This is a genomic window from Lelliottia jeotgali (assembly GCF_977070485.1).
In genome coordinates, this window is record NZ_CDRVFO010000013.1 from 100,081 (window position 1) to 120,415 (window position 20,335).

Consider the following 20,335-nt stretch of genomic DNA (forward strand, 5'->3'; position numbering starts at 1 on the left):
AATCAACCTCTGATCAGGCTCGCGATCTCTTCGACCCGTTGGTCGACGAGTGCTTGGTTACCGCGGCTTTCGATGTTCAGGCGCAGCAGGGGCTCGGTATTGGAGCCGCGCAAGCTGAAACGCCAATCGGCGAATTCGACGCTGATGCCATCGGTACGGTCAACGTTCGGGTTGTGCGGCAGGTAGAACGCCAGGATCTTCTCGATGGTGCCCTTGACGTCGGCCACTTCGTAGTTGATCTCGCCACTGCACGGGAAGGCGGCAATGCGCTCGTCTACCAGTTGGGCCAGGCTCTTGCCGGTGACGCTCATCAGCTCGGCGACCAGCAACCACGGGATATTGCCGCTGTCGCAGTAGGCGAAATCGCGGAAATAGTGGTGCGCGCTCATTTCGCCGCCATACACCGCGTCTTCGGCGCGCATACGCTCCTTGATGAAGGCGTGGCCGGTCTTGCTCTGGATGGCGATGCCGCCCGCTGCTTCGACTTGCTCGATGGTGTTCCAGGTCAGGCGCGGGTCATGGATGATCTTGCTGCCGGGGTGCTTGGCCAGCAGCATTTCAGCCAGCAGGCCGACAACATAGTAGCCCTCGATGAAACCGCCCTGGTTGTCGAAGAAGAAGCAGCGGTCGAAGTCGCCGTCGAACGCGATACCCATATCGGCGCCGGTGTCGAGCACGGCTTGACGGGTCAGGTCGCGGTTTTCTGGCAGCAGTGGGTTGGGAATGCCATTGGGGAAGTTGCCATCCGGCTCACCGTTGATGATGGTGATGTCCAGCGGCAGGCGGGCCTTGAGCAGCTCCAGCACCGGGCCCACGGCGCCATTGCCCGGGTCGGCCAGCACCTTGAGGGGCTTGAGGGCCGACAAGTTGACGTAGGTCAGCAGGTGGTCGATGTAAGCGGTCTTGTCGAACGCCTCGCGCACGCTGCCAGGGGTGGTGGCCTGGGTGCCGAGGTCGCCGGCTTCGACACGCTGGCGGATGTCGTTCAGGCCGGTGTCGCCGCTGATCGGACGCGACTGCTCGCGCACCAGTTTCATGCCGTTGTAACCCTTGGGGTTGTGGCTGGCGGTGACCATGATGCCGCCATCGGCCTGGTAATGGCTGGTGGCGAAGTAGACTTCTTCGGTACCGCACAGGCCGATGTCGATCACATCGGCGCCGCCTTCGGTCAGGCCCTTCATCAGGGCACGGGACAGGCCGGGGCTTTCCAGGCGCATGTCGCGGCCGACCACGTAACTGCGCCCGCCCAGCTGGGCCACCAGGGCGCGACCAATGCGGTAGGCAATGTCGTCGTTGAGGTCGGTCGGCACTTGGCCGCGGATGTCATAGGCTTTGAAACAGCGGGTCTGGATAGGTGCGTACATACATCTCTCTCGATGCGGCGCCGCCTGGGCAGCCACCGTCTGGAAGGGGATGGTCGGCGATTGAATAGCCGCATGAAAATCGGCCCGTGGCCTCGGCGAGACGCTCACGGGCCGACGGGAAGGCCTGCTATCAGGCGTTGCAACGACCGTATTTGTCCTCGAAGCGGACGATGTCGTCTTCGCCGAGGTAGTCACCGCTCTGCACTTCGATCAGGACCAGGTCTATGACACCTGGGTTTTCCAAACGGTGTTTGTGGCCGGCACGAATGAAGGTGGACTCATTGGTGTTGAGCATCAGCTCCTGGTCATCGTTGACCACTACTGCCATGCCGCTGACCACGATCCAGTGTTCGCTGCGATGATGATGCATCTGCAGCGAAAGCGACGCCTTGGGCTTGACCACGATGCGCTTGATCTTGAAGCGCTCGCCGTCTTCGAGCGTGGTGTAGGTACCCCACGGGCGATGCACGGTCTGGTGCAACAGGTGGGCAGCGTGGCCGTCGCTTTTCAGGCGCTTGACGATGTGTTTGACATCCTGGGCGTGGTCCTTGTGCGCAATCAGCAGCGCATCGGGGGTATCGACCACCAGCAGGTCCTGAACGCCGACCAGGGCAGCCAGGCGGTCTTCGGTGCTGACGTAGTTGTTGCTTGCGCCATAGGCCATCACTTCGCCTTCGAAGCGGTTGCCGTTCTCGTCCGGGGGGGTCAGCTCGCTGACCGCGTTCCACGAGCCGATGTCGCTCCAGCCGATGTCGCACGGGATGGTTGCGACCTTCTGCGAACGCTCCATCAGGGCGTAGTCGATGGAGATGTCGGGCACATTGGCAAAGCTGTCGGCATCAAGTGCCAGGCAGCTGTAACCCTTGGAGCTCGAGCGGCGGGAGGCTTCGAGGGTTTGCGCAACGGCATCGAGCACGTCCGGGGCGTGGGCCTTGAACTCCTCGATCACGGTACCGACCTGGAAGCAGAACATGCCCGCGTTCCAGAAATAGTTGCCGGCCTTTACATAGGACTCTGCGGTTTTAAGGTCAGGCTTCTCAACGAAGCGTTCGACCTTCAGGCCACCTTCCAGCGCGCCACCAGCGGCCGCTTCGATGTAGCCGAAGCCGGTTTCCGGATATTGTGGCTTGATGCCGAAGGTGACTAACCAGCCCTCGCCGGCCAGGTGCACGGCCTTGCCAACCGCGTCGGCGAAGGCTGCTTCGTTCTGGATAAGGTGGTCGGCGGCCAGAACCAGCATGTAGGCCTGCGGCCCATGGGCCTCTTGCAACTGCAGCGCAGCCGCAGCGACTGCAGCGGCGGTGTTGCGGCCAAAGGGCTCGAGGATGTAACCCTGGGCAAGGTTCTGGGTATTGATGCCGCGGTATTCGTCTTCAGTCTTGAACAGGAGTTCACGGTTGGTAACGGTCAGCACTTCAACCACGCCTTCCAGGCGCGCGGCACGCTGGAAGGTCTTCTGGATCAGGTTCTGCCCGTCTGGCAGGGTCATGAAAGGCTTAGGGTGAGCCTCCCGCGATACTGGCCACAAACGGCTACCAACGCCACCGGATAGAATTACCGGGATCAATTCCATAATCGAGTCCTTAACGGCCACTTGAAGTTGTCAACCTCAGGGAACCTGCATGTGTCTTATTTCTGATCGCCGCCACGACAGCCGTAGCGGCGCTAAATGTGCGCGCCCAGCGTATTTATTCCCTGGCCATCCATAGGCTCAAGACGCAAGCTTCGGCCAGTAGAATACCAGAGATTTTTCCCGGTAGCTTGTCTGGCAGACGCAGTAAATGCGGCGTCTAGCCGGATGTTGGGAGCGAATTGCCAGCACCTGTAAGCGCCCTGCAAGAGCGCGTGGCGCTTATCAGACAACAATGCTTGTCAATGTTCAGTGAACGACTGGCTTATTGCGCAATAAAATAAGCCGTTGATCGGTTCGATTCCGAAACCCGGCGTTCCAACTCATGTTTAAGGGCTGTTTTGGCACGTTGCTCGCCATGCACTAACACCACCCTCTTCGGAGGGCAGGGTATACCTTCAACAAACTTTACCAACCCGCTCTGATCAGCGTGGCCCGAGTAGCCGCCCAACGTGATGACTTTTGCGCGCAGCTCGTACATCTGCCCATCCAGATCGAGCTGCACAAAACCTTCTGTACCCTCACTCGCCTGTATTACCGCCCCCGGCGTGCCCTTGGCCTGATACCCCACAAACACCACCTCATGCCGAGGATCACCGAGCATCGCCTTGAGGTAGTTAACGATTCGCCCGCCGGAACACATGCCATTGCCGGCAATGACAATGGCTGGCCGCCCCGTGCTCTTGAGGTAGTTGACCACCTGCTGATGCTTGGCATGGGTATCAACGCACAGCAGCTGACCGAAGCCGAGCGGGTCCCTGCCCTCCCCGAGCCGCTGCCTGGCTTCGGCATTCCAGTATGCGTGCAACTCCGAATAGGCCTTGGTTATGCGCTGCGCCAGTGGCGAATCGAGAATGATCGGTAAGCGGGACCAGTTCACCCCCAGCTCTGGCGCGCTCGCCTCGTTCACTTTGCCTTTATTGATCAGGGACTTGCGATGGAGGATGTCCTCTATCTCATACAGCAGCTCTTGGGTACGCCCCAGGCTGAAAGCGGGAATGAGGATGGTGCCATTGTCCGCCAGCGCGCGGTCGATAACCGCCTCCAGCCGCTGCTGCCTGTCGTCGCGGGGCGCATGCAGCCTGTCGCCATAGGTGCTCTCCAGCACCAGAACGTCCGCGCGTTCTGGCGGCTGAACGGCGCGCAATAACGGATTGCAAGGGGCGCCTAGGTCGCCCGAGAACACCACCCGCGTGCTGGGTTCTACACCCGAGTAGCGCACATCGCACTCAACATAGGCTGAACCGAGCAGGTGTCCGGCACGCTGAAGGCGCACGGAACAGGCCACGCCCTGGCCTTCGACCACGGTGTGCCACTGTTCGAAAGGCAGGGCGACCACCAGCCGCTGCAACAAGGCGAGGTAGCGGTCTACCTGAACCGGGTCCGAGCTGATACCGAGCTTGTAGGCATCCTCGAGCACCAGGGGCAGTAGCTTGGCCGAGGGTTCGCTGCACAGGATTGGGCCACGAAAACCTGCAGCCAGCAAGGCGGGGATGCGGCCGACATGGTCGAGGTGGACATGGGTAATGATCAGCGCCTGAATACCGCCGATATCGAAACCGATCGGTGCGAATTCGGCGCCTGGCGCAGCATCTGCACCTTGCTCCAGACCACAATCGACCAGCAGGCTTTGCGCCTCATCAAGGTGAAGCTGGTGACAAGAACCGGTTACACCGCGGGTGCCACCGTGATGGGAAAGGATGGGATATTCCATACTGCTGCACGCTCGCCTAGGCAGGGAAAATGAAGTGGGTATTACTTCATTTCCAAAGGCGCATGCACAGGTGACTGATTCTTAAATGGAAGTAGGATTATTCATCACTTACCTTCCAGCGCTGCCTGCCTGGCCGAGGCGCGAATCTTGCGCTTGCTGCGCTGTACGCCGTAGGCACCCAACAGGGGGCCAACCGCAAGGCCGACTACCAGGGCGGCCAGCACCGGTACCGCAACCGGCAACTCGGGCGCCGACCAGCCGAACAGCACGAGTGCCACGGCCTGCTGGTTCTCCAGCACGAAGAACAGCACCACCGCCGCCAGCAGCAGCACGAACAACGCCGCCAGGGCGCGCTTGAGGTTACGCATCAGACTGGCTCCTTCATCGGTCAGGGGTGCTCGTGCTCTTCTTCATTGACGCGATCACGCAGCTCTTTGCCAGGCTTGAAGTGCGGAACGAACTTGCCTTCCAGCTCGACCGACTGGCCGGTCTTGGGGTTGCGCCCTACGCGTGGAGCGCGATAGTGCAAAGAGAAGCTGCCAAAACCGCGGATCTCGATGCGATCTCCGGTGGCCAGGCATTGGGACATCTGTTCAAGCATGGTCTTGATGGCCAGCTCCACATCCTTGGACGAGAGCAGCCCTTGATGGGTGACAATACGTTCGATCAGCTCCGACTTCGTCATATTTTTCCCTTCGTTATCAAGCAGCTAGATCATTGCTTAATCAGTTTGTAGCACGCTCGGAGGGATTTGAACAGGGTGGTTCTTGACTTAATAAAAAAATTCAAGAATGGAGTGTTAGGAAATAAGCTTGGGCCTGCTCTGCAGGCCATCGCCGGCAAGCCGGCTCCTACAGGGGATAGCGTTAGGCTTGGGGGAATTGTGGGCATAAAAAAAGGGTGGCCCGAAGGCCACCCTTTTTTACACCGATCAAACAGAACTTAGTTCTGCTTGGCCATTGCTTCGCGCAGCAGCGCAGCCATGGTGGTATCGGCAGCCGCTTCCGGAGCGTTTTTCAGGCTCTGGATGGCTTCACGCTCTTCAGCGTCGTCTTTCGACTTGATCGACAGGCTGATCACGCGCGACTTGCGGTCAACGCTGATGATCTTGGCTTCGATCTCTTCGCCTTCCTTCAGAACGTTACGCGCGTCTTCAACGCGGTCACGGCTGATTTCGGAAGCTTTCAGAGTGGCTTCGATGTCGTCGGCCAGAGTGACGATGGCGCCTTTGGCGTCAACTTCTTTCACGATGCCCTTGACGATAGCGCCCTTGTCGTTGACAGCAACGAAGTTGGAGAACGGATCGTCTTCCAGCTGCTTGATGCCCAGGGAGATGCGCTCGCGCTCTGGGTCAACCGACAGGATGACGGTTTCCAGCTCGTCGCCCTTCTTGAAACGACGTACGGCTTCTTCGCCGGTTTCGTTCCAGGAGATGTCGGACAGGTGAACCAGGCCGTCGATGCCGCCGTCCAGGCCGATGAAGATACCGAAGTCGGTGATCGACTTGATGGTACCGGTGATCTTGTCACCCTTGTTGAACTGGCCGGAGAAGTCTTCCCATGGGTTGGACTTGCACTGCTTGATGCCCAGGGAGATACGACGACGCTCTTCGTCGATGTCCAGAACCATGACTTCCACTTCGTCGCCAACCTGAACGACTTTCGACGGGTGGATGTTCTTGTTGGTCCAGTCCATTTCGGAAACGTGTACCAGACCTTCAACGCCTTCTTCCAGCTCAGCGAAGCAGCCGTAGTCGGTCAGGTTGGTAACGCGAGCCTGTACGCGGGTACCTTCTGGGTAACGCGCAGTGATAGCAACCCACGGATCTTCGCCCATCTGCTTCAGACCCAGCGAAACGCGGTTGCGCTCACGGTCGAACTTCAGAACGCGTACGTCGACTTCGTCGCCAACGTTAACGATTTCGGAAGGATGCTTGATGCGCTTCCAGGCCATGTCGGTGATGTGCAGCAGGCCGTCGATGCCGCCCAGGTCCACGAATGCGCCGTAGTCGGTGAGGTTCTTGACGATACCTTTGACTTGCTGGCCTTCCTGCAGGGTTTCCAGCAGGGCTTCGCGCTCGGCGGAGTTCTCGGCTTCCAGCACGCTGCGACGGGAAACGACAACGTTGTTGCGCTTCTGGTCCAGCTTGATGACCTTGAATTCCAGCTCTTTGCCTTCCAGGTGGGTGGTGTCGCGCACAGGGCGGACATCAACCAGGGAGCCCGGCAGGAACGCACGGATGCCGTTAACGTCGACAGTGAAGCCGCCCTTAACCTTACCGTTGATAACGCCCTTGACCACTTCTTCGGCGGCGAAAGCTGCTTCCAGAACAATCCAGCACTCGGCGCGCTTGGCTTTTTCACGGGACAGTTTGGTTTCGCCAAAGCCGTCTTCGACCGCGTCCAGCGCAACGTGAACTTCGTCACCGACCTTGATGGTCAGCTCGCCAGCTTCGTTGTAGAACTGCTCGAGCGGGATGACGCCCTCGGACTTCAGGCCAGCGTGTACGGTAACCCAGTCGCCGTCGATGTCGACAACGATACCGGAGATGATCGCACCCGGCTGAAGATTGAGGGTTTTCAGGCTTTCTTCAAAGAGTTCTGCAAAGCTTTCGCTCATTTTAATTCCTGTAGATTCGGGCGAAACAGACGCCCATCGCCACACTCCAGACAATGTGGGTTTCGTTAAGTAAAGGAAAGCAGGCAGGACGTTGACTGGTGCCCCTGCCTGCTTTCCTGACGATCAGACCAAGTCGCGCTGGGCGAGCTCGCTCCTGATACGGTGCAGCACCTGCTCGATGGACAGCTCCGTGGAGTCCAGCTGAATGGCATCGGCCGCCGGCTTGAGCGGGGCCACTGCGCGCTGGGTGTCGCGCTCATCGCGCGCACGAATCTCATCTAGCAGACTCGACAGACTAACATCTTCGCCTTTGCCCTTCAACTGCAGGTAGCGGCGACGGGCACGCTCCTCGGCACTGGCGGTCAAAAACACCTTAAGCGGCGCGTCCGGGAACACCACGGTGCCCATGTCGCGGCCATCGGCGATCAGGCCCGGCGTTTCGCGGAAGGCGCGCTGGCGCTGCAGCAGCGCTTCACGCACTGCCGGCAGGGACGCGACCATCGAGGCCCCGGCACCGACCGTCTCGGTGCGGATGACATTGCTGACGTCCTCACCCTCCAGAATGATCTGTTGCAGCTTACCCGGCTCGGCGGCGATGAATTGCACATCCAGATGGGCGGCCAGGGCCTTGAGCAGCTCTTCGTTGGTCAGGTCGACACCGTGGTTGCTGGCGTTGAACGCCAGCAGGCGGTAAAGCGCGCCGGAATCCAGCAGCCGCCAGCCCAGTTCGCGCGCCAACAGGCCTGCGACCGTGCCCTTGCCCGAGCCGCTCGGGCCATCGATGGTGATGACCGGCGCTTGAGAGTTCACGACTTGCCCTCTTCTGCCACGCGGATACCCACTTCAGCACACAGCGCGAGGAAGTTGGGGAACGAGGTGGCGACGTTGGCGCAATCATGGATGCGGATTGGCGCGCTGGCGCGCAGCGAAGCGACGCTGAAGGCCATGGCGATACGGTGGTCGCCGTGGCCATGCACTTCGCCACCGCCAATCTGGCTGCCGTCGATGATGATGCCGTCGGGGGTCGGCTCGCACTTCACGCCCAAGGCGATCAGGCCGTCGGCCATCACCTGGATGCGATCGGACTCCTTCACCCGCAGCTCTTCGGCGCCACGCAGCACGGTACGCCCTTCGGCGCAGGCGGCGGCCACGAACAGCACCGGGAATTCGTCGATGGCCAGCGGCACCAGGTGCTCGGGGATATCGATACCCTTGAGCTTGGCACCGCGCACACGCAGGTCGGCCACTGGTTCGCCGCCGACTTCACGCTGGTTTTCCAGGGTGATGTCACCGCCCATCAGGCGCAGGATGTCGATGACACCGGTGCGGGTCGGGTTGATGCCGACATGCTCGAGTACCAGCTCGGAGCCCTGGGCAATGGATGCTGCCACCAGGAAGAACGCAGCCGAGGAGATGTCTGCGGGCACTTCGATGCGGGTGGCAGTGAGCTTGCCGCCGGACTGCAGCGAGGCAACCGGGCCGTTGGACTCCACCTCATAGCCGAAGCCGCGCAGCATGCGCTCGGTGTGGTCACGGGTGGGCGCAGGCTCGGTAACGGTGGTTTTGCCTTCGGCGTACAGGCCGGCCAACAGCAGGCAGGATTTGACCTGGGCACTGGCCATCGGCAGCGTGTAGGTCAGCGCCTTGAGCGTGTGGCCACCACGGATGGTCAGCGGTGGGCGGCCGTCCGGGCCGGTTTCGACCACAGCGCCCATTTCGCGCAGCGGGTTGGCCACGCGGTTCATCGGGCGCTTGGACAGCGACGCATCGCCGGTCATGGTCACGTCGAACGACTGGCCGGCCAGCAGCCCCGAGAGCAGGCGCATGGAGGTGCCGGAGTTGCCCACGTAGATCGGCCCGGGCGGTGGCTTGAGGCCGTGCAGGCCAACACCGTGAATGGTCACGCGGCCGTGGTTCGGGCCTTCGATGACTACCCCCATGTCACGGAAAGCCTGAAGGGTCGCCAGGGCGTCCTCACCTTCGAGGAAGCCTTCGACTTCGGTCGTGCCTTCGGCCAGGGAGCCGAGCATGATCGAACGGTGGGAAATCGACTTGTCGCCCGGTACGCGGATTCGCCCGGTCAGGCGGCCACCCGGTTGGGCCAGGAAAATCAGATCGTTGGCGTTCATAGCGTCCACATAGGCCCGGCGGGCCAAGATTTTACTGAAATGCTCGCGGGCAACCCGAGCGCGGGTGAATACACCCAGCAACTGGTGCCCGTCCCCTGCATCGACCGCGTCGCGCAAGGCGTCGAGGTCGCTGCGAAAAGTGTCCAGGGTGCGCAGGACAGCCTCGCGGTTGGCGAGGAAGATGTCATGCCACATGGTCGGATCGCTGCCAGCGATTCTGGTGAAATCGCGGAAACCACCGGCAGCGTACCGGAAGATCTCAAGGTTTTCATTGCGCTTGGCCAACGAATCGACCAGGCCGAACGCCAGCAGGTGCGGCAGGTGGCTGGTGGCAGCCAACACTTCGTCGTGGCGCTCGACCGGCATGTGCTCTACGTCGGCCTCCAGCGCACGCCACAGGCGGTCGACCAGGGCCAGGGCGGCAGGGTCGGTTTCGGGCAGCGGCGTGAGGATGACCTTGTGGCGGCGGAACAGGGTGGCGTTGGAGGCCTCCACCCCGCTCTGCTCGGAGCCGGCGATGGGGTGGCCGGGCACGAAGTGGCGCAGGCGGTCGCCGAACACCTCACGCGCAGCCCGCACCACATTGCCTTTGGCGCTGCCGACGTCGGTGATGACGGCGCTGCCCAGGTCCAGTTGCGCCAGGCGCGCCAGCAGCTTTTCCATGGCCAGGATCGGTACCGCCAGCTGGATGACGTCGGCGCCGACACAGGCGGCGGCGAGGTCTTCTTCGCAGCGGTCGACCACACCCAGGGCCACGGCCTGCTTGCGCGAAGGGGCGTCCAGGTCGACGCCGACCACTTCGCGGCACAGGCCGCTTTCACGCAGGCCTTTGGCGAAGGAGCCGCCGATCAGGCCCAGGCCTACGACGACGAGGCGGCCGATGAGCGGTGCGGGGTTGTTTTTTGCTGCATTTACCACTGGTACGAACCCTGTTCAGAAATCAGGACAGTCTTTGGGACCGCAGGGGGCTGCTTTGCAGCCCATCGCGACACAAGGCCGCTCCTACAAGGGATTGCAGACTCCTGTAGGAGCGGCCTTGCGTCGCGATGGGGCGCAAAGCGCCCCCAACAACTTTGAATCAAAGCACCGCCTTTGGATACGAGCCCAGTACCTTCAGCGCCACAGCCTCTTGGCTGATCTTCTCCAGCACCGCCTTGATCAGCGGGTCGCGGTGGTGGCCTACGAAGTCGATGAAGAACACGTAGGTCCACTTGCCACTGCGCGACGGGCGGGTCTCGATGCGGGTCAGGTCGATGCCGTTGTCGTGGAACGGCACCAGCAGTTCGTGCAGGGCACCTGGCTTGTTGCTCATCGAAACGATGATCGAGGTCTTGTCGTCCCCGGTCGGCGGCACTTCCTGGTTGCCGATCATCAAGAAGCGCGTGGAGTTGTCCGGGCGGTCTTCGATCTTCTCGGCCAGGCGGGTCAACCCGTACAGGTTGGCGGCCATGTCGCCGGCGATCGCCGCCGAATTCCACTCGCCCTTGACCCGCTTGGCGGCCTCGGCATTGCTCGACACCGCCACGCGCTCCACGTTCGGGTAGTGCGCGTCCAGCCACTTGCGGCACTGGGCCAGCGACTGGGCGTGGGAGTAGATGCGGGTGATGCTGTCGGTCTTGGTGTTTTCGCCCACCAGCAGGTGATGGTGGATGCGCAGCTCGACTTCGCCGCAGATCACCATGTCATGCTCGAGGAAGCTGTCCAGGGTGTGGCTGACCGCACCCTCGGTGGAGTTTTCCACCGGCACCACGCCGAAATTGACGGCGCCGGCCGCCACTTCGCGGAACACTTCGTCGATGGCAGCCATCGGGCGGCTGATCACCGCGTGGCCGAAGTGTTTCATGGCCGCGGCCTGGGTGAAGGTGCCTTCAGGCCCCAGGTAGGCGATTTTCAGCGGCTCTTCCAGGGCCAGGCAGGACGACATGATTTCGCGGAACAGCCGCGCCATCTCTTCGTTGCCCAGCGGCCCCTTGTTGCGCTCCATCACGCGCTTGAGCACGGCAGCTTCACGCTCAGGGCGGTAGAACACCGGCTGCTCGCCTTCGGCCAGCGAGGCGGTCTTGACCTTGGCCACTTCCTGGGCGCAACGGGCGCGGTCGCTGATCAGCTCGAGGATTTTCTCGTCGAGGCTGTCGATGCGCACGCGCAGCGCCTTGAGCTCATGTTCGGACATCAGCCGTGCTCCTTCTCGAATTCGGCCATGTAGGCCACCAGCGCCTCGACAGCGTCCAGGCCCAGGGCGTTGTAGATGGAGGCACGCATGCCGCCCACCGAGCGGTGGCCCTTGAGGTTGAGCAGGCCACGGGCATCGGCACCGGCCAGGAAGGCCTTGTCCAGGCGCTCATCGGCCAGGCGGAACGGCACGTTCATCCACGAACGGGCGTTGTGGCTGATCGGGTTGGTGTAGAACTCGCTGGCGTCGATGAAGCCGTACAGGCGGTCTTTCTTGGCGCGGTTGCGTTGCTCCATGGCGTCGACGCCACCCTGCTCCTTGAGCCACTCGAAGACCAGGCCCGAGAGGTACCAGGAATAGGTGGCGGGGGTGTTGTACATCGAGCCGTTGTCGGCCGAGACCTTGTAGTCGAGCATGGTCGGGCAGCTGCTGCGGGCGTGGCCCAGCAGGTCTTCGCGGACGATCACCACCACCAGGCCGCTCGGGCCGATGTTCTTCTGCGCGCCGGCGTAGATCAGGCCGTACTGCGACACGTCGATCGGGCGCGAGAGGATGTCGGAGGACATGTCGACGACCAGCGGAACGTCACCGGTTTGCGGCACCCAGTCGAACTGCAGGCCGCCGATGGTCTCGTTGGAGGCATAGTGGACGTACGCTGCGTTCTTGGTCAGCTGCCACTCGTTCTGGCCAGGGATGGCCAGGTAGTCGTATGGCTTGGCGCTGGCGGCGACGTTGACGTTGCCGAAACGGCGCGCTTCTTCGATGGCCTTTTTCGACCAGATGCCGGTTTCGACGTAGTCGGCAGTGCCGTTCTCCGGCAGCAGGTTCAGCGGGATCTCGGCGAACTGCTGGCTGGCGCCGCCCTGCAGGAACAGGACTTTGTAGTTGGAGGGGACGGACAGCAGGTCACGCAGGTCCTGCTCGGCCTTTTCGGCAATGGCCACGTAATCGTCGCTGCGATGGCTCATTTCCATCACCGACAAGCCCTTGCCATGCCAGTCCAGCATTTCGGCCTGGGCGCGCTGCAGGACAGCTTCAGGAAGCGCGGCAGGGCCTGCGCAGAAGTTAAAGGCTCGTTTGCTCACATCCACTCTCGCTCTGCCAAATAGAACAAAATCGTTTGTTGCAGGCCGCGCACCCCTGTAGGAGCGGCCTCGTGTCGCGAAAGGGCTGCGCAGCAGCCCCCGCGATAGTTGTTGCGCTGCTGCCCCCTGGGACCGCCAGGCGACCCTTTCACCACACAAGGCCGCCCCTACAAAAGGCAGGTCCTGCTATTGCCTGCTGTAATCAGTCAAACGGGGCGACCTTGGTCGCCCCGTTCGGATTGTTGCGTTTGCTTACTCTTGCGGTGCCTCTTCGGCGCCCGCATTGTCATCGTCCGCCGCTTCCGGCGCATCGAGCTCCACGCCCTCCTCGTCCGTCCCGACCAGCTCGTCGAGCTCTTCCTCGGAAGGCTCCTGGATACGCTCCAGGCCTACCAGCGTTTCGTCTGCAGCCAGCTTGATCAACGTCACGCCCTGGGTGTTACGGCTCAGGCTGGATACCTCGCCAACCCGTGTGCGCACCAGCGTGCCCTGGTCGGAGATCAGCATGATCTCTTCACCTTCCTGCACCTGGATAGCACCGATCAGCAGGCCATTGCGCCCCTTGGTGCCCATGGCGATCACGCCCTGACCACCACGGCCGCGGCGCGGGAACTTGGACAGCGGCGTACGCTTGCCGAAGCCGCGCTCGGAAGCGGTAAGGATCTGCGCACCAGACTCCGGGATCAGCATCGAGATGATCTGCTGCCCCTTGCCCAGTTTCATGCCGCGCACACCACGGGCGGTACGGCCCATTTCGCGTACCACGCTCTCGGCGAAGCGGATCACCTTGCCGGCGTCGGAGAACATCATTACTTCCTTGGCGCCGTCGGTGATTGCTGCGGCAATCAGGGTGTCACCTTCCTTCAGCTTCAAGGCGATCAGGCCATTGGAGCGCGGACGGGCGAACTGCACCAGCGGGGTTTTCTTGACGGTACCGGAAGCGGTGGCCATGAAGATGTACGCACCAGTCGGCTCAGCCACCCATTCAGGGGTGTCGCCCTCTTCTTCGTCGATTTCTTCAGCCTCGACCACTTCGCCTTCGATCACGCCCTCGTCGCCGTCTTCCAGCTCTTCATCCGGATCGGCGCTCTGCTGCAGGGCCTCGAGGTCGATCTGCAGCATGGCGGTGATGCGCTCACCCTCCTCCAGCGGCAGCAGGTTGACCAGCGGGCGGCCACGCGCGGCGCGGGATGCCTCAGGGATCTCGTAGGTCTTCTTCCAGTACACCTTGCCCTTGCTGGAGAACAGCAGCAGGGTGGCGTGGCTGTTGGCGACCAGCAGGTGCTCGATGTAGTCCTCGTCCTTCACGCCGGTCGCCGACTTGCCTTTACCGCCACGGCGCTGGGCCTGGTAAGCGGACAACGGCTGGGTCTTGGCATAGCCACCGTGGGAGATGGTCACCACGCGCTCTTCTTCCGGGATCATGTCGCCGTAGTTGAGGTCGTGGCTGGCGTTGAGAATCTCGGTGCGGCGCGCATCGCCGTATTCGGCGCGGATCGCTTCGAGTTCTTCGCGGATCACTTCCATCAGGCGCTCGGCGCTGCTGAGGATGCGGATCAGTTCGCCGATCTGCTCGAGGATTTCCTGGTACTCGGCCAGCAGCTTCTCGTGCTCCAGGCCGGTCAGGCGGTGCAGGCGCAGGTCGAGGATCGCCTGGGCCTGTTCCGGCGACAGGTAGTACTTGCCATCACGCAGGCCGTACTGTTCCGGCAGGTCTTCAGGGCGGCAGGAATCGGCGCCGGCGCGCTCGACCATGACCTGCACGGCACTGGATTCCCAGGCAGTGGCAATCAGCGCTTCCCTGGCTTCGGACGGCGTCGGCGAAGCCTTGATCAGTGCGATGACCGGGTCGATGTTGGACAGCGCGACCGCCTGGCCTTCAAGGATATGGCCACGTTCACGGGCTTTGCGCAGCTCGAATACGGTACGGCGCGTGACCACTTCACGGCGGTGACGGACGAACGCTTCGAGCAGGTCCTTGAGGTTGAGCACGCGCGGGCGGCCGTCGATCAGTGCCACCACGTTGATGCCGAACACGCTCTGCAGCTGGGTCTGCTGATAGAGGTTGTTGAGCACCACCTCCGGCACCTCGCCGCGGCGCAGCTCGATGACGATGCGCATGCCGTCCTTGTCGGACTCATCGCGCAGCTCGGTGATGCCTTCGATCTTCTTGTCTTTGACCAGCTCGGCGATCTTCTCGATCAGGCGCGCCTTGTTCAGCTGGTACGGCAGTTCGGTGACGACGATCTGCTGGCGGCCACCGACCTTGTCGATGTCTTCGATCTCGGAGCGCGCGCGCATGTAGATGCGGCCACGGCCGGTACGGTACGCCTCGATGATGCCCTGGCGGCCGTTGATGATGCCGGCAGTCGGGAAGTCGGGGCCGGGGATGAACTGCATCAGCTCGTCGACGGTGACTTCCGGGTTGTCGATCAGCGCCAGGCAGCCGTCGATGACTTCACCGAGGTTGTGCGGCGGAATGTTGGTCGCCATGCCCACGGCGATACCGCTGGAACCGTTGACCAGCAGGTTGGGGATACGGGTGGGCATGACCGCCGGGATCTGCTCGGTGCCGTCGTAGTTGGGCACCCAGTCGACGGTTTCCTTATGCAGGTCGGCCAGCAGCTCGTGGGCCAGCTTGGCCATACGCACTTCGGTGTATCGCATCGCCGCGGCGTTGTCGCCGTCGACCGAACCGAAGTTGCCCTGGCCGTCGACCAGCAGGTAGCGCAGCGAGAATGGCTGGGCCATACGCACGATGGTGTCGTAGACCGCAGTATCGCCGTGCGGGTGGTACTTACCGATCACGTCACCGACCACACGGGCGGATTTCTTGTACGGCTTGTTCCAGTCGTTGCCCAGTTCGCTCATCGCAAAGAGAACGCGACGATGCACGGGCTTCAAGCCGTCACGTGCATCGGGCAGCGCTCGCCCGACAATCACGCTCATCGCGTAGTCGAGGTAAGACTGTCTCAGTTCGTCTTCGATATTGACCGGGAGGATTTCTTTGGCCAGTTCGCCCATGAGAAGCCTGATTCCTTTTTCTGGTGAAACTTCGCAGCTCCATCAAGGGCCGAACGAAGCTCGCCGCCGCAGCGCATAAGGGTGCGACGACTTACGACAAATCAATGAGTTGTAACATGGATCTGCGCAATGAAGGCCGCCGTCATGGGCGGTCTTGGAAACTGCCGGATGTTATCACAAAGGCAGTAGCGGTGGGGAGATATGGCGCAGGGGGTGGAGGGGGTTTTGTGGGAATTGTTGACGTGATTGGCGCTGATGCCGTATTGCCGGCGCTCGACCTCCCGCACTCCCTCTCCCACCCCACCCCAAACGATCAATGCAGGCGTTTGCGGCACATCAATTGCGCCAGTTTGGCTGTATCCGGGCGCTCGATGACACCTTTCTCAGTCACGATCACATCGATCAGGTCAGCCGGAGTCACGTCGAACACCGGATTGAACACCTCCACCTGCGGCGCCACGCGGGTGCCGGCGTAATCCAGCAATTCGTCGGCATCACGCTCTTCCAGCGGGATGTCTTCACCCGTGGCCAGATTGAGATCGATGCTGGTGCTGGGCGCCACCACCATGAACCGCACACCATGGTGCATGGCGTTCACCGCCAGCTGGTAGGTGCCGATCTTGCTCGCCACGTCACCGTTGGCGGCTATGCAATCGGCGCCGACCACCACCCAGGTAATGCCCTTGCTCTTCATCAGGTGGGCCAGCGCCGAATCGGCACACAGGGTTACCGGAATGCCTTCGTTGGCCAGCTCCCAGGCGGTAAGGCGCGAACCCTGCAGCCAGGGCCGGGTTTCGCCGGCATAGACGCGCTCGACCATACCCTCGAGAAAGCCTGCGCGGATCACCCCCAACGCCGTACCGAAGCCTCCACTGGCCAGGGCACCGGCGTTGCCGTAGGTCAGCAGGGCCTGCTCGCTACCCTGGTGGCGGCGGATCAGCTCGATGCCTTGCTGGGCCATGGTCAGGTTGGCCTCACGGTCGCTTTCATGAATGGCCACAGCCTCGGCCTCCAGCGCTGCCAGCACATCCTCGCCGGGGCGCAGGCGCTGCAGGCGATCACGCATGCGGTTGAGTGCCCAGAACAGGTTGGCGGCCGTAGGCCGCGCTTCGGCCAGGCTGAGGAAGTCCTCTTCCAGGTCCATTTCCCAGTCGCCACCCTCGGCCAGGCGCTCTTCCAGGGCAAGCACCAGGCCATAGGCGGCAGCAATGCCGATGGCCGCCGCACCCCGCACGGCCATATCGCGGATCGCCGCCGCCACCTGCGCGACATTGTCGCAGGCCAGCCAGCGTTCTTGCGAAGGCAGCAGGCGCTGGTCGAGCAGGTGCAAGGCGCCGTGGTGCCACCGGATACCGGTCACCTTCTCCGCCGCCATAAGTCGCTCGCGCATCACCTCTCCCTGACTTTCGCATATCAAAAGCGGACGATTATAGCGACCAACAGCCTTGGGCGCTCGGGTATACTCCGGCGCAATTCGTAGAAGTTTCAGAGGACTGTTCAATGAGCAACGTCGACCACGCCGAAATCGCCAAGTTTGAAGCCTTGGCGCACCGCTGGTGGGACCGCGAGAGCGAGTTCAAGCCGCTGCACGATATCAATCCGCTGCGCGTCAACTGGATCGACGAGCGCGTCAGCCTGGCCGGCAAGAAGGTGCTGGACGTAGGCTGCGGCGGCGGCATCCTCAGCGAGGCAATGGCCCTGCGTGGCGCCACCGTCACCGGCATCGACATGGGCGAGGCGCCCCTGGCCGTGGCCCAGCTGCACCAGCTGGAGTCCGGCGTGGAGGTGGAGTACCGGCAGATCACCGCCGAGGCCCTGGCTGAAGAAATGCCCGAGCAGTTCGATGTGGTCACCTGCCTGGAAATGCTCGAGCACGTGCCCGACCCGTCTTCGGTCATCCGCGCCTGCTACCGCATGGTCAAGCCGGGTGGCCAGGTGTTCTTCTCGACCATCAACCGCAACCCCAAGGCCTACCTGCTGGCCATCATCGGCGCCGAATACATCCTCAAGATGCTGCCGCGCGGCACCCACGACTTCAAGAAGTTCATCCGCCCTTCCGAGCTGGGTGCCTGGAGCCGCGTGGCCGGCCTTGAGGTCAAGGACATCATCGGCCTGACCTACAACCCGCTGACCAAGCACTACAAGCTCAGCAGCGATGTGGACGTCAACTACATGATCCAGACACTGCGCGAGGAATGAGCATGCGTTTGCGAGCAGTACTCTTTGACATGGACGGCACCCTGCTCGACACGGCGCCGGACTTCATCGCCATTTGCCAGGCCATGCTCGCCGAGCGCGGCCTGCCGGCCATCGACGACAAGCTGATCCGCGACGTGATTTCCGGCGGTGCCAGGGCGATGGTCGCCGCGACCTTCGCCATGAGCCCGCAGGACGAGGGTTTCGAGGCCCTGCGCCTGGAGTTCCTCGAGCGCTACCAGCGTGACTGCGCGGTGCACAGCAAGCTGTTCGACGGCATGGGCGAATTGCTGGCCGACATCGAGCGGGGCAACCTGCTGTGGGGCGTGGTGACCAACAAGCCGGTCCGCTTCGCAGAGCCGATCATGCAGCGCCTTGGCCTGGCCGAGCGTTCTGCACTGCTGATCTGCCCGGATCACGTGAAAAACAGCAAGCCCGACCCGGAGCCGCTGATCCTGGCCTGCAAGACCTTGAACCTGGACCCGGCCAGCGTGCTGTTCGTCGGCGACGACCTGCGCGACATCGAGTCGGGCCGCGATGCCGGCACCCGCACGGCGGCCGTGCGCTACGGCTATATTCATCCAGAAGACAACCCGAACAACTGGGGCGCCGACGTGGTGGTGGACCACCCGCTGGAACTGCGCAAGGTGCTCGACAGCGCCCTGTGCGGGTGCTGATCTTTTAGCGGCAAGCTGCAAGCTTCAACTCAAGGACAAACGCATGTTCGACTATACCGCCCGCCCCGACCTTCTCAAGGGCCGCGTCATCATGGTCACCGGCGCTGGCCGTGGCATCGGTGCAGCCGCCGCCAAGGCTTATGCCGCCTTGGGCGCCACTGTGCTGCTGCTGGGCAAGACCGAAGCCAACCTGAACGAGGTCTACGATGAAATCGAGGCCGCCGGCCACCCGCAGCCGGTGGTGATCCCGTTCAACCTGGAAACCGCCCTGCCCCACCAGTACGACGAACTGGCTGCGATGGTCGAGGAACAGTTCGGCCGCCTGGACGGCCTGCTCAACAATGCCTCGATCATCGGCCCGCGCACCCCGCTCGAGCAGCTCTCGGGCGACAATTTCATGCGGGTGATGCACATCAACGTCGATGCCACGTTCATGCTCACCAGCACCCTGCTGCCGCTGCTCAAGCTGTCGGAGGACGCCTCGGTGGTGTTCACCTCCAGCAGTGTCGGGCGCAAGGGCCGGGCTTACTGGGGCGCTTATGGCGTGTCCAAATTCGCTACCGAAGGCCTGATGCAGACTTTGGCAGACGAACTGGAAGGTGTGGCGCCGGTGCGCTCCAACAGTATCAACCCGGGGGCTACCCGCACGGCGATGCGGGCCCAGGCCTATCCGAGCGAGAACCCGCAGAACAACCCGCTGCCTGAAGAGATCATGCCGGTGTACCTGTACCTGATGGGGCCGGACAGTACCGGGGTGAACGGGCAGGCCTTCAACGCTCAGTAGGGCTTGAAACCGATGGGGCCGCTTTGCGGCCCTTCGCGACACAAGGCCGCTCCTACAGGATAGCGGTGCCGTTGAATCCGGCATCAAATCTGTAGGAGCGGCCTTGTGTCGCGAAAGGGCTGCAAAGCAGCCCCAGGCATTCAGCCAGCAGCCAAGGTCGGGCGCAGGCGCCCTTGCTGGCGGCCTTCCAGCTGCATGCACCGTTCCAGGAACAGGTACATGCAGTCATAACTTTTGCAGATCGCCTTGCGCAGCTCATTGCGCAGCCCCAGGGTCGGGTTTTCGCCAGCCAGCGTACAAATGATCTCCAACGCCTCCCACGGGTGGGCGTCGTCATACTGCGCATGCATCTTCAACCACTTCATGGCGCGTTTACGCTGGTCCTCCGGGAAGCCCATGGCGTAGGTGTCTTCAGCGCAGACCACCGCCGACCACTCACCCGTCGCCCCTTCAATGGCATAGTTGGTAGCAGCCATGGCAATGGCCAGCGACTCGGTGGTACACACTCGCCAGCACCAGTCATTGAGGCCATTGAGCTCGACGGGCACTTCCTGGGACTGCAGCTCGTGCAGGTGAATGCCATGGGCATGGCACCAATGCACCCAGTAATCGGCATGGTGGAGCTCCACGCGGATATTGCGCATCAGCCAGCGCCGCGCCATGTCTTCGCCCGGGTGGCGGGCATAGCGGGTCTTGGTCAGGTTGTGGGCCATGTACAAGGAAAACTGCTCAACCACCGGCCAGCCACCGATCAGGTACTGGCGAATGGTGGCTTGGCGCAGCTGGCCATCGCGCAGGCGCTGGTAGAATTCATGCTCCACCACCCGACGCTTGCTCTGGCGGCAATCTTCGATCAGTTGCTGGGCCCATTGAGGGTAACTGGCCGGGTCCATCAAAGGCCCGATACGGACGAATGCATCAATCACTTTTCAGCTCCTTG

Annotated in this window: 16 protein-coding genes; 3 read left to right on the forward strand and 13 right to left on the reverse strand. The window is 62.2% G+C overall.

Annotated elements, in window-relative coordinates; genetic code table 11:
• Positions 1–2: 2 nt before the first annotated feature.
• The 12 genes from ACW4TB_RS19335 to mtnA all read right to left on the reverse strand — a co-directional run bounded on the left by ACW4TB_RS19335 (position 3) and on the right by mtnA (position 17,128).
• Positions 3–1,364, reverse strand: coding sequence for a phosphohexomutase domain-containing protein (locus ACW4TB_RS19335; RefSeq protein ID WP_279931332.1), 1,362 nt, complete (start codon positions 1,362–1,364; stop codon positions 3–5).
• A gap of 130 nt (positions 1,365–1,494) precedes the next feature.
• A complete protein-coding gene (locus ACW4TB_RS19340; protein ID WP_279931334.1) occupies positions 1,495–2,937 on the reverse strand; it encodes a mannose-1-phosphate guanylyltransferase/mannose-6-phosphate isomerase in 1,443 nt (480 codons plus the stop codon).
• Between the two features lie 322 nt (positions 2,938–3,259).
• Positions 3,260–4,708 carry an MBL fold metallo-hydrolase gene (locus tag ACW4TB_RS19345; RefSeq protein ID WP_279931336.1) on the reverse strand — a complete coding sequence of 483 codons (1,449 nt, stop codon included), beginning with the start codon at positions 4,706–4,708 and terminating at the stop codon, positions 3,260–3,262.
• Between the two features lie 104 nt (positions 4,709–4,812).
• A complete protein-coding gene (locus tag ACW4TB_RS19350) occupies positions 4,813–5,076 on the reverse strand; it encodes a lipopolysaccharide assembly protein LapA domain-containing protein (RefSeq protein ID WP_279931338.1) in 264 nt (87 codons plus the stop codon).
• A 20-nt stretch (positions 5,077–5,096) separates the two neighbouring features.
• On the reverse strand, positions 5,097–5,393 hold the full coding sequence (gene ihfB / locus ACW4TB_RS19355) for an integration host factor subunit beta (protein WP_012313292.1): 297 nt from the start codon (positions 5,391–5,393) through the stop codon (positions 5,097–5,099).
• A gap of 257 nt (positions 5,394–5,650) precedes the next feature.
• The gene (gene rpsA, locus ACW4TB_RS19360) at positions 5,651–7,327 is read right to left on the reverse strand and encodes a 30S ribosomal protein S1 (RefSeq protein WP_012313291.1); all 1,677 of its coding nucleotides are present in this window, start codon (positions 7,325–7,327) and stop codon (positions 5,651–5,653) included.
• Positions 7,328–7,450: 123 nt separating this feature from the next.
• The gene (gene cmk, locus ACW4TB_RS19365; protein WP_012313290.1) at positions 7,451–8,137 is read right to left on the reverse strand and encodes a (d)CMP kinase; all 687 of its coding nucleotides are present in this window, start codon (positions 8,135–8,137) and stop codon (positions 7,451–7,453) included.
• Positions 8,134–10,374: a bifunctional prephenate dehydrogenase/3-phosphoshikimate 1-carboxyvinyltransferase gene (locus ACW4TB_RS19370; RefSeq protein WP_279931343.1), complete on the reverse strand. Its 2,241-nt coding sequence runs from the start codon at positions 10,372–10,374 to the stop codon at positions 8,134–8,136. Before ACW4TB_RS19370 ends, cmk begins: the two co-directional genes overlap by 4 nt.
• Before the next feature lie 160 nt (positions 10,375–10,534).
• Complete coding sequence (pheA, locus tag ACW4TB_RS19375; RefSeq protein ID WP_012313288.1) at positions 10,535–11,629, reverse strand: prephenate dehydratase; 1,095 nt, start codon at positions 11,627–11,629, stop codon at positions 10,535–10,537.
• Positions 11,629–12,714: a 3-phosphoserine/phosphohydroxythreonine transaminase gene (serC, locus tag ACW4TB_RS19380; protein ID WP_039604670.1), complete on the reverse strand. Its 1,086-nt coding sequence runs from the start codon at positions 12,712–12,714 to the stop codon at positions 11,629–11,631. The genes pheA and serC overlap by 1 nt, the downstream gene beginning before the upstream one ends.
• A 252-nt stretch (positions 12,715–12,966) precedes the next feature.
• The gene (gene gyrA, locus ACW4TB_RS19385; RefSeq protein ID WP_279931347.1) at positions 12,967–15,738 is read right to left on the reverse strand and encodes a DNA gyrase subunit A; all 2,772 of its coding nucleotides are present in this window, start codon (positions 15,736–15,738) and stop codon (positions 12,967–12,969) included.
• Between the two features lie 313 nt (positions 15,739–16,051).
• Positions 16,052–17,128 (reverse strand): S-methyl-5-thioribose-1-phosphate isomerase, encoded by a 1,077-nt coding sequence (gene mtnA, locus ACW4TB_RS19390; RefSeq protein WP_012313285.1) that lies wholly within the window; start codon positions 17,126–17,128, stop codon positions 16,052–16,054.
• A 110-nt stretch (positions 17,129–17,238) separates the two neighbouring features.
• Here mtnA and ubiG point away from each other — a divergent pair, with 110 nt between their 5' ends.
• Genes ubiG through ACW4TB_RS19405 form a run of 3 tightly spaced genes read left to right on the forward strand, consistent with a single transcriptional unit; the run spans position 17,239 to position 19,395 of the window.
• A complete protein-coding gene (gene ubiG / locus ACW4TB_RS19395; protein WP_046787382.1) occupies positions 17,239–17,937 on the forward strand; it encodes a bifunctional 2-polyprenyl-6-hydroxyphenol methylase/3-demethylubiquinol 3-O-methyltransferase UbiG in 699 nt (232 codons plus the stop codon).
• A gap of 2 nt (positions 17,938–17,939) precedes the next feature.
• Positions 17,940–18,611, forward strand: coding sequence for an N-acetylmuramic acid 6-phosphate phosphatase MupP (gene mupP / locus ACW4TB_RS19400; RefSeq protein WP_012313283.1), 672 nt, complete (start codon positions 17,940–17,942; stop codon positions 18,609–18,611).
• Positions 18,612–18,654: 43 nt separating this feature from the next.
• Entirely contained in the window at positions 18,655–19,395 is a 741-nt protein-coding gene (locus ACW4TB_RS19405) for a YciK family oxidoreductase (protein ID WP_012313282.1), read from the forward strand.
• Between the two features lie 140 nt (positions 19,396–19,535).
• Here ACW4TB_RS19405 and ACW4TB_RS19410 read toward each other — a convergent pair whose 3' ends face one another.
• Positions 19,536–20,321, reverse strand: a complete 786-nt coding sequence (locus ACW4TB_RS19410) for a TenA family transcriptional regulator (RefSeq protein WP_012313281.1) — start codon at positions 20,319–20,321, stop codon at positions 19,536–19,538.
• Positions 20,322–20,335: the final 14 nt, after the last annotated feature.